The 15294-nt window shown below is 62.0% G+C and carries 12 protein-coding genes; 5 read left to right on the top strand and 7 right to left on the bottom strand.

The window, feature by feature from the left end:
* Position 1 precedes the first annotated feature (1 nt).
* Entirely contained in the window at positions 2–2074 is a 2073-nt protein-coding gene (locus IC231_RS08300; protein ID WP_190784077.1) for a tetratricopeptide repeat protein, read from the bottom strand.
* Positions 2075–2233: 159 nt separating this feature from the next.
* Positions 2234–3658, bottom strand: coding sequence for a dGTP triphosphohydrolase (gene dgt / locus IC231_RS08305; RefSeq protein ID WP_190784078.1), 1425 nt, complete (start codon positions 3656–3658; stop codon positions 2234–2236).
* Between the two features lie 92 nt (positions 3659–3750).
* Between dgt and IC231_RS08310 the strand changes: the two genes are divergently transcribed.
* The gene (locus tag IC231_RS08310; protein ID WP_190784079.1) at positions 3751–4056 is read left to right on the top strand and encodes a DUF3817 domain-containing protein; all 306 of its coding nucleotides are present in this window, start codon (positions 3751–3753) and stop codon (positions 4054–4056) included.
* A 9-nt stretch (positions 4057–4065) separates the two neighbouring features.
* Here IC231_RS08310 and IC231_RS08315 read toward each other — a convergent pair whose 3' ends face one another.
* The 5 genes from IC231_RS08315 to IC231_RS08335 form a co-directional block, all read right to left on the bottom strand.
* On the bottom strand, positions 4066–4749 hold the full coding sequence (locus IC231_RS08315) for a DUF1361 domain-containing protein (RefSeq protein WP_190784080.1): 684 nt from the start codon (positions 4747–4749) through the stop codon (positions 4066–4068).
* Positions 4750–4838: 89 nt separating this feature from the next.
* Positions 4839–4976: a hypothetical protein gene (locus IC231_RS08320; protein WP_190784081.1), complete on the bottom strand. Its 138-nt coding sequence runs from the start codon at positions 4974–4976 to the stop codon at positions 4839–4841.
* A 97-nt stretch (positions 4977–5073) separates the two neighbouring features.
* Positions 5074–6558: a TolC family protein gene (locus tag IC231_RS08325; protein ID WP_190784082.1), complete on the bottom strand. Its 1485-nt coding sequence runs from the start codon at positions 6556–6558 to the stop codon at positions 5074–5076.
* Complete coding sequence (locus IC231_RS08330) at positions 6555–7970, bottom strand: HlyD family secretion protein (protein ID WP_190784083.1); 1416 nt, start codon at positions 7968–7970, stop codon at positions 6555–6557. Before IC231_RS08330 ends, IC231_RS08325 begins: the two co-directional genes overlap by 4 nt.
* 111 nt (positions 7971–8081) lie before the next feature.
* Positions 8082–9809, bottom strand: a complete 1728-nt coding sequence (locus IC231_RS08335) for a peptidase domain-containing ABC transporter (RefSeq protein WP_190784084.1) — start codon at positions 9807–9809, stop codon at positions 8082–8084.
* Positions 9810–10163: 354 nt separating this feature from the next.
* Between IC231_RS08335 and IC231_RS08340 the strand changes: the two genes are divergently transcribed.
* The 4 genes from IC231_RS08340 to dcd all read left to right on the top strand — a co-directional run bounded on the left by IC231_RS08340 (position 10164) and on the right by dcd (position 15140).
* Entirely contained in the window at positions 10164–12146 is a 1983-nt protein-coding gene (locus tag IC231_RS08340) for an ABC transporter substrate-binding protein (protein ID WP_190784085.1), read from the top strand.
* Positions 12147–12243: 97 nt separating this feature from the next.
* Entirely contained in the window at positions 12244–13566 is a 1323-nt protein-coding gene (hemL, locus tag IC231_RS08345) for a glutamate-1-semialdehyde 2,1-aminomutase (RefSeq protein ID WP_190784086.1), read from the top strand.
* A 147-nt stretch (positions 13567–13713) separates the two neighbouring features.
* The gene (locus IC231_RS08350; protein WP_190784087.1) at positions 13714–14580 is read left to right on the top strand and encodes a hypothetical protein; all 867 of its coding nucleotides are present in this window, start codon (positions 13714–13716) and stop codon (positions 14578–14580) included.
* 23 nt (positions 14581–14603) lie between these two features.
* Positions 14604–15140 (top strand): dCTP deaminase, encoded by a 537-nt coding sequence (dcd, locus tag IC231_RS08355; protein ID WP_190784088.1) that lies wholly within the window; start codon positions 14604–14606, stop codon positions 15138–15140.
* Positions 15141–15294 lie beyond the last annotated feature (154 nt).

Raw genomic sequence — 15294 nt, forward strand, 5'->3', positions numbered from 1 at the left:
ACTACGCCGGCAGTACCAGCGTAAACTCCGTGTAGTTGCCTTCTTCCGTTTCCACTTGCAGCACTCCGCCGTGCCCTTTCGTGACGATATCGTGGGCCAGTGACAAGCCCAGGCCCGTTCCCTGGCCGGCAGGCTTGGTGGTGAAAAAAGGGTGAAAAACCTGCTGCTTCACGGCCGCCGACATGCCCGTACCATTGTCACGCACGCGAATCTCGATGTGGTTGCCCACACGGCGGCTGCTTACGTGGAGTGCAGGCGCATAGCCTGCCCCAAGCTGGGCCTGGCGGACGGCCAGCGCATGAAAGGCATTGGTGAACAGGTTGAGCAGCACCCGGCCTATTTCCGTGCGCACCAGCAGCACCTCCCGCACCGACTCATCCAGCTCTGTATGCAGCAGTGCCCGAAAGTCTTGGTTTCTGGTCTGCATTTCCTGGTAGGCCAGCCGCAGATTTTCTTCAATCAACTCATTTACCGGCACCCGTTCGCGCTGGCTGGCACCGGTACGGGCATGCGTCAGCATGTCGGTGATGATGGAGGAAGCGCGCTGGCCGTGCTGGCTGATTTCCTGCAGGTTTTGCTTGAGGCCCGCCAGAATTTCCTGCTGCAACCCATCTGACGCACCAGGCCCTGGCACGGCGCGGGTGCCGTCCTGGTCGAGCATAGCAACGCTGACTTCCGCAAAATTCTTCATGAAATGCAGCGGGTTCTGCAGCTCATGCGCAATACCAGCCGACAGCTCCCCCACAAACGCCCATTTTTCGGCCGCTACCAATTGCTGCTGAGTAGCCAGCAAATCAGTCTGTTTCTGCTCCAGCAGGGCATAGGCACGCTGCTTCTGGCGGTTGCTGCGCCACAGCACCAGGCTCAGTCCGGCCACTGCCCCCAGCCCCATCAACGACACCACCAAAAGCCACTGCTGCTGCTGGTTTTTCTGCCGGATCAGCTGCTCGTTGCGGGTCAGCTGGCTGATGCGGGTTTGCCGTCGGTCCAGCTCGTAGCTGTATTGCAGCGCGGCAATACGCCGAATAAGCTCACGGCTACTGAGGCTGTCCTGATAGGCTCCGAATAGTGTCTGATACCGGTAGGCGGCGGGAAAGTCCCCGACCCGGACGCTGGCCTGGGTCAGCACTTCGCTCACATCCCGGATATTCTCTTTCACGCCGCTGCGCAGGCTGGCCTGCAGGCTGGCTTTGCCATAGATCAGGGCACTATCGGGGCGGTTGGTATGCAGGTGGGCGCGGGCCAGCACGAGCTGGGTCCAGGGTAGATAGCCCACTACATCCAGCTGCCGGAGCTGGTGCAGCACCCGGTAGCTGTAAGCAAAGGCTTTGGGGTGGTTCCCTAACCGCTCCTCCATATCCGCCACATTCATTTCCTCTACCAAAAAGCCAGGCTCATCCCCTAACTGGCGCGTCAGCGTAGCATCCTGCTGATAGTAGCGGCGGGCACTATCCCAGTTGCCCTGCGTGCGGTACAAGTCGCCGAGGCCGCGCAGTCCCTGCGACACGCCCGGCTGATTGTGGTGGTGCCGGGACAGTTGCAGGCACCGCTCCAGATACTCGCGCGCCTTCTCATACTCACCTACTTCCGTGCTGATAATGCCCATCTGCGCGTTCATCAGCACCAGCCAGTGCGGGTCTTTCAGACGCTCAGCCAGGGTCAGGGCCTGCTGGGCATGGTCCAGCGCCTGCGTGTAGTTTCCCTGGCCGGAAAAGATATAGGCCAGGTTGTAGGTACAGGCCAGCTGGTTGCGCCGGTCGCCGAGTTCGGAAAAAGCCTGGCGGGCCTGCTGCGTATACAGCTGGGCCGGGCCGTACTCATTGCGCTTGCGGTAATAAAAGCCGAGGCCAAGTTGCGCCTTTGCTTCGCCGAAACGATAGTGCAGGCGCTGGGCCAGTTGAAGGGCCTCCTCGAAAGAAGCGCGCGACTCCCGCGGGGCCTTGGACCGCTGCTCAAAAGCCAGCTCGTTCAGCCGGTTCACCCGCGCCGTATCAGCCTGTAGGTGTGCCTGCACTTTGGCCCGCAGCTGCTGGAGCCTAGGCGTCTGGGCACCTGCCGCCGGAGCAGTCAGCAAAACCAACAATAAAATGCAGGACTTCAAACCGAATAAGCTGTTTTGGAACAGTAGCGTTGAGCTTCACAAAGCTACCATTTTCCCTGCTGCTACCCAGCACTGCGGGCGGCAGAGCCGGGCTTCCGAAACCATGCTCACGCTGTAGTGCCGCCTGGCTGTTCAGAAGCCTTTGGGCAGGTCAATTCCCCGGATTGTCCGGAACAGGCTCAAGGCATTCTGATCCGTGAGGCCGCCGATATAGTCTGTCAGCAGGATAATCTGCTCATATGCAGTAGCGGCCTGCTGGGGGCCTTCGGCCCGAAACTGCTCGGGTAGCAGGTGCAGCAGCTTGCGGGAGCGTGGCCCGGTGTGGGGGTCGAAAGTGGCGTGCAGAAACGCATCGAGCAGGCCGGCCAATACTTCGAAGCCTGCCGCCTCTATTTCCAGTACCGGGCGGCTGCGGTAGAGGTGCTCCACCGTGAGGCGGTGCACGTGCTGGAGCTGCTCCCAGCAGTCGAGCTGCTGCACCAGCGGCTCATCGGCGCGGCCGCGCAGCAGGTCGTCGGCGCGGTCGGCAAACAGGCGGGCGGTTTGCTGCACCAGGCGGTTGATGAGGCGCGCACGCAGATAGCCGAGTTCCTCGCGCCAGTCGCGCCACTCTACTGAGCCTCGGCGACCGGGCGCGTCGCCGAGCATGTCGCGCAGCAGCGCCAAGCCGGTTTCGCACGGAATCAGGCCCAGTTTGAGGCCGTCCTCAAAATCGATGATGCGGTAGCATAGATCATCGGCGGCCTCAACCAGAAAGGCCAGCGGATGCCGATGGTAGAAGCCCCCGATGTCGGTGCCGATGGGCTTGCTGAGCAGGCCCAGCTCGCGGGCTACTTCCAGAAAGCGTGGTGCTTCAGTTTGAAAGTACCCGTACTTTTTCTCGCTGGTGCCGCGCGTCAGGCTGGCTTCTTCTACTACTGAGGGCCGAGGGTATTTGGTGAAAGCGCCCAAGGTGGCATATGTCAAGCCCAGACCGGCCGAGCCGCTGCTGTGGGCGGCGTAGGTATGCGTAAGGACGCGAAAACCAGCAGCATTGCCTTCAAATTGCTGCAAATCGGCGCGCTGTGAGGCGTTGAGCATGCGCACAAACGGCTCGGCGGCCGCACTGCGGAAATAGGCAGATATAGCATCTTCGCCGGAGTGCCCGAACGGCGGGTTGCCGATATCGTGCGCCAGACAGGCGGCAGCCACAATATCACCGAAGTCAGCGTCAAGATGCGGCAGCACAGCCGCCAGCGCGGCATTTTCTTCGAGCAGCAGCCGGCCACCGAGGCGCCCCAGGGAGCGGCCCACGCAGGCTGTTTCCAGCGAATGAGTGAGGCGGGTATGCACGAAGTCGGTTTCGGGCAGCGGCATTACCTGGGTTTTGCGCTGCAGCCGCCGAAACGCGGAGCTGAACACCACCCGGTCGTAATCGGCGACGAAAGCGCCGCGCACGGGCGGCGCATCCGTGACGAGGTGCAGCTGGGGCTGCTCGGGGTAGCGGCGGCGGCTGAGCAGCCGTTCCCAGCTCATGGTAGGCGCGTCGGCGGAAGAATCGGTCTGGAGGTGCATCATCGGGCAGGCAAGGTAAAACGAACCTCCCTATTCTGCGGCATCCGCTAGCCGTGCCAGCGCTCCGGCAACAAGCCGGCCGTATCTTTGGAACGATGAATTCTTCTCTGCTCTCAACTTCCCTGGGCCGCCTGCGCGTGGTCGGGTTTCTGGAAGGCTGGTCTTTCCTGATTCTATTGCTGGTAGCCATGCCGCTCAAATACCTGGCCGGCGAGCCACTAGCGGTGCGCTACGTGGGTATGGCGCACGGTGTGCTGTTTGTAGCGTACGTGCTACTCGTGCTGCAGAATGCTCTGGAACACAGCTGGAACCTGCGCAAAACGGCGCTGGCCCTCGTGGCTTCATTTATTCCGTTGGGCACTTTTTGGGCCGATAAGCACCTGTTTCGCAGCGCCGCTTAGGCCCCAGCTCTAATCGACCGGCTCCTCGCCCATGCGGCCCAGCAGGCGCACTGTGGCGTAGCCGAGCAGCAGAAACACGCCGTAGAGCAGCGTTACCCCCCAGGTCCCCGAGAAGGACATCGGGTGCAGAATGCGGTTCAGAATATCGTAGAACAGCGCCAACGGATTCGTGATGATGTCCCAGGAGTTGAAGCGTAGGTAGCGCCCCAGATACACTCCAAAGCTGCTCAGCAGCAGCGCTACCGCGGCAAACCCCCAGCCGGCCCACCAGCCCAGACGGCGCGTCACCAGGGCCTGCATGTCGGTGAGGGAAGCGTAGGCCAGCATCAGGCCGTTCCAGGCGGCGCTCAGCAGCAGGGCCAGATCAAACCAGTAGGGCACACCGGCGCGCGGCTCCAGATGAAATAGGTCGGTGAGGATGTAGGGCGCGTTAGGAAAAAACAGCAGCCACACTGCCCCCACCGGCAGCAGCACGCGCGCCTTCAGCCGCCCCGCCGACAGCCCCAGCATCGTGCTCAGCCCAAACGGGATGAGCGCCAGAAACAGGTTCCAGAGCAGAAAAACGAAGGTAATCTGGTGGGTCAGGAATACCCGGAACGTGATGAGCACAACGCTCAGCGTGAGCGAAGCCCCCAGCACCAGCAGCAGGCTCAGGCGCTGGCGAATCTGGGGCAGGGCAAAGGTTAGCGGCATCGGCATAGCTACAAGTACGGAAATTATGGGCTTGGAAACGACAGAGCCGTCGCCGTATTGCCTTCCGCTTCCTAGTTCTGCCCGGCTGCCTATTTATCAAACCACCACCTGTATACCAGCCAAAGCACGAAAAACACTATCAGGATGTACCAGCCCCACTTGGCGGCCTCGCGCGACGTATCGCCCTGTACCCGGGGGCGGCGCTTCAATTGCGGAAGAAGACGCATAATGGTATAACGGTTAGTTTGCTGCACAACAGCAAAGCCAGCCGCCCTGTTCCGGCAGCCGGTGTTTCCTGCCGGAACAGGGCGGCTGCGCGACCTGCTACTCTACGCCGCCCGCTGCCCAACGCAGCGTAGCCTGGGTCTGGGCGTATTTTGCCTGCAGCTCGGCCAGCTTCACGCGGGCCGAAACCAGCGTCGATTCGCGGGAGTTGATAAGAAACACGGAGCTTTCCCCGTTCTCGAACCGGATTTGCTCGCCCACGCGCAGGCGTTCCGCGTTTTGCACTACCTGCTCCTGCAGGCGCAGCTGCTCGCGCAGGGCCTCCCACTCGTTGGCCACGGTGCGCACGCCGGTCTGGATTTCCCGCGTGTCCTGCTGCAGATCCAGCTCGGTTTCGCGCAGCTTGAGGCGGTTGAGCTGCAGCTTGGCGCGCTCTTGGCGCAGCAGCAGCGGATAAGCAAAGCTCACGCCCAGCTTGTAGTTGTTCTGCAGGTAGTTGCCGTTCAGGCTGGCCGGACTCTCGGGGCTGAATGGCTGGCCGGCCTGCAGTAGGTTATAATCGACGGAAAGCTTGGGTAGCAGCTTATTGGAAAGCAGCCGCCGCTCTACGCCCAGCTGGTTGAGCTTGGCGCGGCTTTTCTGCAGCTCCGGGTGAATGCGCTGCGCCAGCTCGGCCAGCGCGGCCACCGAGTCGGGGGGCAGCGGCTGCCAGGCGGCGGGGCCGGGCAGCACCTGCGGCCGGGCAGCAGCCGGCAGCTCCAGCGGCTGGTTCTGCTCGTTCCAGAGGTAGTTGGAGAGCAGCAGCGTGGAGTTGCGGAACTGCACCCGGGCCTGCGCCAGCGTGGCCTGCCGGTTCTGCAGCTCCGTCAGGGCCTCCACCGAGTCGATGGCAGCCAGGTCGCCGAAGACCACACGCTGCCGCACGGCTTCAAAGCGGGTATTGGCCAGACCCGTGTTGCGGTCCAGCAGCTGCAGGCGCTGGTAGTTCAGGCTCCAGTCCCAGTAGTCTTTGGCGGCCTGCAGCAGCAGTTTGTTGAGGGCCCCGCGACGCTCCGCCTCGGCCAGCCCCTGCAGGGCCTGCGCCTGGCGCACGGCAGCGCGGCGCTCATCTATCAGCAGGCCCTGCGCCAGCGGCACCGAAAGGCCCACGTAGCTTAGGCCGGCCGGCGCCGTGTAGCTCTCCGGATTCACGTAGGTCCCCACTCCCCGGTCGAAACCGGCTTTCAGGTCGGCCCCGAACCAGAGCGGTACGCGCAGCTGGCTGTCCCAGTCGTGGAAGTAGTCTTTGCCGCCGAAGGTTTTGCCGTAGTATTTGCTGGTCGCCGCCGGATCGAAGAGGCCGCGGGCGTAGCGCACTTCCTGCAACGCCCGCTCCGGCAGCAGCCCGGCTTGCCGGGCCACCGGATGCCGCAACGCCACGAAGGTCAGCAGATCGGTGAGGCTGAACACCTGCCCGGAATCGGTGGCGGCAAGAGGAGCCGGCAGAGGAAGCGCCGCAGGCACCACCCCAGCCGGCCGCTGCGCACCTACCGGCCCGGCCAGGGCCAGCAATGCCGCTGCTACTATCAGTCGGAGCCGTTTCATTTCGACTCGTCCTCCTCTCCGCCATCTTTAGCGCCTTTGTCAGCCTTCGCGCCTTTGCTGGTGCCCAGCGTGCCGGTGGTGCCGCCGGCCCCAGGGTTGCCCACGAAATCGGGCGGGAAGCCATTGAGCTGGCGCCACAGCTCATACCAGATCGGCACATCGTCGAGCAGGGCCCAGCCATACACGCCGGAGCCTACCCGCAGCGGCTTGGGCCAGGGCTCCTGGTCCGGGTCGGGAGTCACGAGGATGCGGTACTGCCCCTGGCTGTCGATGTTGTCGATGACGGCCACCGTGCCCCCGAAGGTACCGAAGCTGGTACCGGGCCAGCCGGTGAAAACCAGCGCCGGCCAGCCATCAAACTGCAGCCGCACCTTGCGGCCCACACTCAGCAGCGGCACGTCCATGGGGCGCACATAGAGCTCGGCGGCCAGGGCCGGCGTGTTGGGCATTACGGTCACAATCGGCTCGCTCTCCTTCACAATTTCGCCGATACCTGCCTTCAGGGCCCGCACCACATAGCCGTCCTGCGGGGCCCGGATGTGGTAGTAGCCGGCCCGGATGCTGAGGTTGGCCAGCTCGTTGCGCATCTTGGCAATCTGGCCTTCGCTGTCGAACTGGTAGGCCGTGGTCGAACGCCGGTCCGACTCCGATTTGGCTATCTTGTCCTGATACTCTGCCTGCAGCGACGACAGCTCCAGCTGCGAGTTGGTGAGCTCCTGGCGGCTGGCATTCAGCTTGTTTTCCACGGCCTGCCGCTTGGCGGTGCTTTCCTGAAACTTGAGGCGGCGCTGCTCCAGCTCCGTCAGGCTTTTGAGGCCCTGCGCGTACAGCGCTTCCTGGCGGGCCAGCTGCTGCTGCGCAATGCTGAAGTCGTTGTCGGCGGCGCGCAGCTCGGCTTCGTCAGAGTTCACCTTCAGGCGGCTCTGCGTCACTTTGTTGCGGGCCTTGTCGAGGCTGATGCGCAGGCCGCTGCGCAACGCATCCTGCTGGCTACTGAGGGCCGTGCCTTTCGCCCGGTTTTCTTCCAGCGCCGAAATTTTGGCCTGCAGCTGCTCTTGCGTGCGGGCCAGCAGTTCGGGGTCGAAGTATTTTTCCTTGATTTCGGTGATGACGACCAGCGTATCGCCTTTTTTCACCTGCTGCCCCTCCCGCACTTTCCAGGCCTCAATGCGGCCGGCAATGGTACTGGGCACAATCTGGGGCCGGTCCTGGGGGCGCAGGGTAGTGAGCGTGCCGGTTGAGCGGATGTTCTGCGTCCAGGGCAGAAAGCCGGCTACCAGCACCAGCAGGCCCAGCGCCGTGAGCCAGCGGGCCACCGTACGGCCCGACTGCGGCGTCTGCACCTGCTCAAAAGCGCGGAAACGACTGATCTGCGGGTCGGTTTCAGCTAATGGATGTTCAGCAAAAGGCATAGGTAAGGGGAGGCTGAGTGAGGGTAAGCTGATGCGGCGGGCCGGCAGGCAGTTGAGGGCGGGTTCTTTACAACCAATCAGTTACAACTTCGGCTACGGCAGGGCCGCTGCTTATAACAGCGCCTGCAGCTCAGGCAGTTTCGACGTGGACTCAAACGGCCCATCGGCCACAATGCGGCCATCGCGCAGCAGGGCCAGGCGGGTACACAGGCTCAGCACCCGCTGGTCGTTGGAAGCCACCAGCACGGTCCAGGAATGGGCCGGGTCCAGCAGGCGCTTCAGAATACGCAGACGCTCCGCCGGCTCCACGCTGGACAGGAAACTGTCGAGCAGCAGCAGGCGCGGGCGGCGCACCAGGGTGCGGGCCAGCAGCAGTTTGTGGCGCGAGCTATCAGCCAGCGGCGTTCCGATGCCCAGCGGCGTACTCAGGCCCAGCGGACGGGCATATACCTCGTCGCGCAGGCCTACCAGCTCCAGGGCCCAGGCCACGTCGTCGGGGGTGATGCCGGGCTGGTCGAGGGTAAGGTTCTGCAGCAGCGTACCTTCGAACAGATTCTGGTGCGAGATAGTAGCGCCAACGACGCGGCCCAGGGCTTCCGTTGAAATGTCCTGCAGCGCCAGCCCATCAAACGCTACCACGCCGGTGTAGCCTTCCAGCAAACCAGACAGAATCCGCAGCAGCGTGGTTTTGCCGGAGCCATCGGAACCAGCCAAGCCGAGGTGTTCCCCGGCTTTGAGCACCAGCGACACGTCCTGCAAGGCCTGCTTGCCTACGCCCGGATACTGGTAGCCCAGGTGGCGCACTTCCACCTGCAGCCCGGTGTGCTGGGTAGTCAGCGGCAGGTCCGAGCCATGGTTTGTTGCTACCACGGGCAGGTCCAGCACGTGCCCGATTTTGTCGAGGGAGGTAAGCGCATCGTACACCACGTCCAGTTTCAGCAGCACTTTCTCTACTGCCGAAATGGTGAGAATGATAACGATTTCAGCCGCCACAAACTGCCCGATGTTGATTTGCTTGGCAATCAGCAGCCAGCAGCCAATGATGAGCAAGGCGGCCGTAATCAGCGTCTTGAAAGCCACAAACCCCCAGAACTGCGTGAGCAGCACCCGAAAGTGGCTTTGGCGCGCGGTGAGGTAGCCCTGCACCAGCGTGTCGGTGCGGTTGAGGGCCATTTCCTGGCGCGGCGGATGGCGGAACGTGTGCACGGTGCGGGCTACGTCTTCCAGCCAGGCCACCACGCGGTATTTGTACTTCGACTCGGTGAGGCTGGTGCTCAGGCCTTCGCCACCCGTAAACCGGATCATCAGGGCCAGCAGCCCAATCAGCACCAAGCCGAAGGCAATGAACACTGGGTGGTAGAGCGAGAGCAGCAGCAGCCCGAACAGAATCTGGAGCGCGGCCGCCGAAAACTCAATCAGCAGCGAGGAAATCCCCTTCTGCAGCGTGGGCGTATCGAGCAGGCGGTTCATCAGCTCCGGCAGGTACTGCCCGTCCAGCGACTCGGTCCGGATGCGGGGCAGCCGCACGGCAAAATCCAGGCTGATACGCGCAAACAGCCGCTGCTGAATGAATTCGACCAGGTAAAGCTGCATCACCTGCAGGCCACCAACCAGCAAAGTACCTAGCACGATAAACCCAATCAGGACAATGATGGAGGTGCTGACGTCGCCACTGCTGATGAAGCCGATAACAGACTGCACGCCCAGCGGCAGCGAGAGGTTGATGAGGCCTGCCAGAGCGGCATATATGTAGAGGTAGGTAATGTCGCGCCGCTCCGAAGCCAGCAGGCGCAGCAGGCGCTGGCTGGGCGTGAGGGCAGAAACTGAAGATTCAGCCATGAACGATACGGGTAGTGTGGTGTGGCAGGAGCAGATGGCGGGTTTTGCGGCAGGCGGCACGGCTATAGCAGGTCGTCACGGAGTCCTTGTCGGCGTGCAGCCGGGCCGGTATTTAGCCGCCACAAAGGTACCGCCCCCCCTAGAGCGGTAACTTAAGATGGTATTAAATGGAGCTTAATTTTTGATTAAAGAACTGTTCTGCTTCCGACGTTCCGGTTCTGCGCCTGAACCACGCTGACGGAGCTCTGTGGCGAGTAGCAATATCTTCCCCGGGGTTCCTGCGTACCTTTGCCCGGTACTGCCTGCACGCAGGCGGCGCTTCTCTCTCCCGTCCTTTTCCCCGGCTCCTCTGCCATGCGGTATTTCTCTGCTATCCGGCTCGCTACTCTTTGCACTGGTCTGGCCCTGGCGGCGTCCGGGCGGGCGCAGCAGCCCGGACGCTCCACCATCCCGGTTCCTTCCCGACCGGCCACCACCACGGCTAAGCCCACTGCTACCAAAGCAACTGTTCCGCCAGCTGCCGCCAAACCCGTTGCGCCTGCCAAAGCCGGCACCACTACGCCCGCCAAAACGGGCAGCGCGGCGGCCACTGCCGGTAAACCAGCCTCCTCTACGAAGCCGGTCAAAGCCCCCGCTGCTACCACGCCAAAGCCTGCTGCCACAGCTCCAGCCAGGCCGGCCGGCCCTCCCCTGCCCGCCAACCTGGGCTCTACGGACTTCAGAACCCGCTACAAAAACGGCAAGACCCTGCTCGACCAAGCCCGCTACGACCTAGCCATGCAGGAACTGGAGCCTCTCACGGCCCCCGGCAACAAGTTCGAACGTGCGCCGGAGGCCGCTTACCTGTATGCCGTAGCAGCTACCCGCGCCAAGAAATGGGCAGAGGCCGAGCAGATGCTCAATCTGCTGCGCAGCGAGTATGCCCAGTGGCCCAACCTGCCCGAGGCGTTTTTCCTGCAGGGCCAGGCATCATTCGAGCAGGCCGACTTTGAAAACGGACTACGGGTGCTGGCGCAGCTTCCGCCCGACCGTTTGGCTCAGGAAGCCGCTGCCATGAAAGCCGTGTACCTGCCCCGCGTGAAGGACAAAACCACCTTTCAGAACCTGCTCAGGGCTTACCCGCAGGATGCCGTGCTGGGCCGCGCCTTTGCGGAAAAGCTGGCCAACGGCGGCTGGTATACTGATGCTGACCGGGACCAGCTCGACCAGCTTATCACCCGGTTTTCGCTGGACCGCGCCCGTTTTACGCCGCGCCCCCGTGTGCTGAAGAAGAGTAGCTACAATGTAGCCGTACTGCTGCCCTTTGAGTTCGATGACCCGAGCTGGGAAACGCGCCGCAAAAACCAGTTCGTGACGGACCTGTACGCCGGCATGCGGCTGGCGCAGGACTCGCTGCAGCGGGAAGGCCGCCCGGTGCAGATTTTTGCCTATGATACCGGCGCCGATACGCTGCAGCTCAAGCAGGTTTTGGCTCTGCCCGAGCTGGCTTCCATGGACATGCTCATCGGGCCAGTGTATAAGTCAGGCTCCAAGATTCTGGCCCGCTACGCTCAGCAAAAGCAGATTGTGTGCGTCAATCCCCTTTCTCAGGACGGCGACCTAGTGCTTGACAACTCCTGGCACTACCTGTTTGAACCCAGCACGGCCACGCAGGCCCGGCAAGCTGCACAATTCGCCTACACCCGTCTCGGTGGCGCACGCACAGCCGTAGTGCTCTACGAGGATACAAAGGACGAAGCATCGTTCGGGCAGGCGTATAAGCTGGCGTATGAGGCGCTGGGCGGCCGTGTACTGCAGCTGCGGCGCATCAACTCCGATGTGGAAGAGTCTCTGGCCGCTGGTTTCGCGGGTCTGGATCTGAAATCTGTCGGCCACCTAGTAGTGGCTTCCGATGCCAAAAAGGCCGGGCCGTATACCCTTGGCCTGCTTAAAGCCCAGGATGCCCGCCCGCCCCTCATCACCTACAGCTCCTGGCTCGACAACAACCGCATCGGGCTGGGCCAGCTGGATGCCCGTGACGTATACTTTGTACATCCCAAATTCCTCGACAAAACCAACCTGGGCGTGCGGCGCTTCCGCCAGCTGTACCTGCAGCGCCAGAACCTGCCGCCGTCCGTCTTTGCGTTTACGGGTTTCGAGTTGCTCTACTTCTTCGGGTCGCAGCTGCACCAGAATGGCACGGCTTTCCAGCAGAATCTGGCGGCCAGCGGCCCGGTGTCGGGCACCGTATTTCAGGGCATCGGCTACCCCGGCGGCACCCATGACAACCAGTACGTGCCACTCACCAAGCTGGAACGGCTGGAAGTGGAAATCCTGAACCCGGTAGGCCTGCGCTAGGTTGTATCCTTGGCGGCTGAGCCACTGCCCGGCCTGCCCTCTTTCGTACTCATCCATTTGCTGACTGAGCCGCTTAGTTGCGGTATAACTTTCTCTCATGTCCCAAGCTACTACCTCCCCCAGCCTTACCCTCACTACCTCCGACGCGCTGTTTACGCGGGCCAAAAACCACATTCCCGGTGGCGTCAACTCGCCAGTGCGGGCTTTTCGCGCGGTGGGCGGGCACCCGGTGTTCATGCAGTCGGCGCAAGGTGCTTGGCTGACGGATGTGGACGGCAACAAGTACCTCGATTTTATCAACTCCTGGGGTCCGATGATTCTGGGCCATGCCCCCAGCATCGTGCTGGATGCCGTGCAAGGCGCCATCCGAAACTCTCTTTCCTTCGGTGCCCCAACCCAGCGCGAGGTAGAAATGGCGGAACTCATCAAGCAGATGGTGCCGAGCATTGAAAAAGTACGGCTCGTGAATTCCGGGACTGAGGCTACTATGTCGGCTATCCGGGTGGCGCGGGGATACACCGGCCGCGACAAAATCATCAAGTTCGAAGGCTGCTACCACGGCCACGGCGACTCATTTCTGATTGCGGCCGGATCGGGCGCCCTCACCCTCGGCACCCCCGACTCGCCGGGCGTAACGGCCGGCGTCGCGCAGGATACGCTCACCGTCCCGTACAACGACCTGGCAGCCGTAGAGCAGATCATCATGGCCAACGAAGGCCAGGTGGCCGCTCTAATTCTGGAGCCGGTAGTGGGCAATATGGGTCTGGTTGCTCCCGTAGAAGGCTATCTGCAAGGCTTGCGCGAGTTGTGCACTCAGCATGGCATCGTGCTCATCTTCGATGAAGTGATGACCGGCTTCAGGCTGGCGCGGGGTGGTGCGCAGGAGCTGTATGGCATCACGCCAGACATGACTACGCTGGGTAAAATCATCGGGGGCGGTATGCCGGTGGGGGCTTATGGTGGCCGTCAGGACATCATGGACAACGTGGCGCCGGCCGGCAAGGTGTACCAGGCCGGGACGCTTTCTGGAAACCCCATTGCCACCGCCGCCGGCATTGCCCAGCTTACGTATCTGAATGAGCACCCTGAGCTCTACGACGAGCTCAACCGCGTCACTACCCGCCTCGCCGATGGCACGCGCCAGATCTGCGCCGAACTGGGGCTGAACTACACCGTGAACCAGGTTGGCTCGATGTTCAGCGTGTTCTTCACTGATAAGCCCGTGACGAACCTCGAAGACGCCAAAACCTCTGATACCGAAGCCTTCGGCCGCTACTTCCGGGCCATGCTCCACCGAGGTATTTACCTGGCGCCCGCGCAATACGAAGCCTTGTTCGTTAGCACGGCCATCACCGATGAGCTGGTGGATACCTACCTCAGCGCCTGCCGCGAATCGATGCGGGAAGCCCACGGCATGTAAGCTGCCGCTGGCTGTTCCGGTGCTGTAGTGCCTCAAGTGTCCCGGCTGTCTGCCGGGACACTTTTTTTGGGAAGTGAAGCCCCTCAGCAAAAACAAAGCCGGCACTAGGGCCAACGTGTTACCTTTGCGGCAACTATCTGTGTTGCCATGCCCCGATTTCGCCCACTGCTACCGCTTTTTCTGTTGCTGTGGCTGGCCGTGCCCGTCACACTCCGTGCCCAGGCCAATGGCCCCGCCGCCGCCAACAAACAGCTCTTCGACCGGACTGTGGATGAGTTGAATTTTCGCACCATGGAAACCGTGTACGACAAGTCGTTTACGCGGCGCAAGTTTCCAGTGGCCATGCGCACGGCCAAAGCCCGCCGCGAGTTCACCGACTTCAACGGCCGCACCGACCTGCAGACCCTGTTCCAGAACTACAACGGGGTGTCGGAGCGCTACAAGGCCCGGTTTGGGAAGGGCCGCACAGATCTGGTGGAATTCGAGAAGCAGCTCAACGCCATTCTGGTAGACAAGAACTTCGAATTCTTTATCCGGGTGCTGCCGCGCGATGAGCGGGTGGCGCTTATCCGCTTGCTGCAGCGTGTAATCAAGCAGGGGGCCGCGCAATTCAATGCCTCCGAAGACCCAGTGCCGGAAGACCTGGCCGCTGATGGAGCCGCCGTACCGCCCGCTGACGTGGATGCCCCTTCCACGACGGCCACGGCTACTGAAGATCCTTCGCCTCAGCCAGAAGCGGGGCTTACTTCGACCACCGTTACCAGTAGCAGCACTACGCCCCGCGCCCTTGATATTGCCGTGCGTCACGATTGGGTAGACTACCTGACGCTGCTACTGGCCGGCTCTTCCACCCTGCTGCTGCTGTTCCTGATTACCAGCGTGCTGCCCGATCTGCGGGCCCGCCTTGATGGGCTGGCAGATGAGTTGGAAAACCAGCAGCCCGCGCCCCGCCCCCGTGTGCGCGCTGGCGCACTCCCCGAAGACCGGTACGACGACGAGGAGGAAAATCAATAATCTTAGCATCCAGAGCACCTTCCATGATCCTCACCGACCAGCAGATTCTCGCCGAAATTGAGCGGGGCAACATCATTATTGAGCCTTACGACCGGACCTGCCTCGGCACCAATTCCTACGATGTGCACCTGGGCCGCTACCTGGCTACCTACCGCGACAAAGTGCTGGATGCCCGCAAGCACAACGAAATTGACGTGTTTGAAATCCCGGCGGAGGGTTTCGTGCTGCAGCCCGGCACGCTCTACTTGGGTGTAACGGAAGAGTATACCGAAAGCCACGCGCATGTGCCCTTCCTGGAAGGCAAAAGTAGCGTTGGCCGCCTTGGCATCGATATTCACGCCACCGCTGGCAAGGGCGACATCGGCTTCTGCAACACCTGGACGCTGGAAATCAGCGTGTCGATGCCCGTGCGGGTCTATCATCTGATGCCCGTGGGCCAGCTCATCTACTTCGCCGTGCAGGGCAACGTGGAAACGTTCTACAACCGCAAAGCCAACGCCAAATACAACGAGCGCACCGAGAAGCCAGTGGAGTCGATGATGTGGAAAAACAAGTTCTAGAGCCGGCAAAAAGCTCCGGAACGTCAGCCGAATATAGCGGCAGACCCTGCTCTTTTTTTCTCAGCCATAAACTCGTTGGCACAGTTTTTCGTTAGTGAAGCACAGGCAGTTGCTTTTTCCATAGTGCTAAGCCGCTGCCTTTTCCCTGGTTCCT

This window comes from Hymenobacter duratus (assembly GCF_014698995.1).
Lineage (GTDB): Bacteria > Bacteroidota > Bacteroidia > Cytophagales > Hymenobacteraceae > Hymenobacter > Hymenobacter duratus.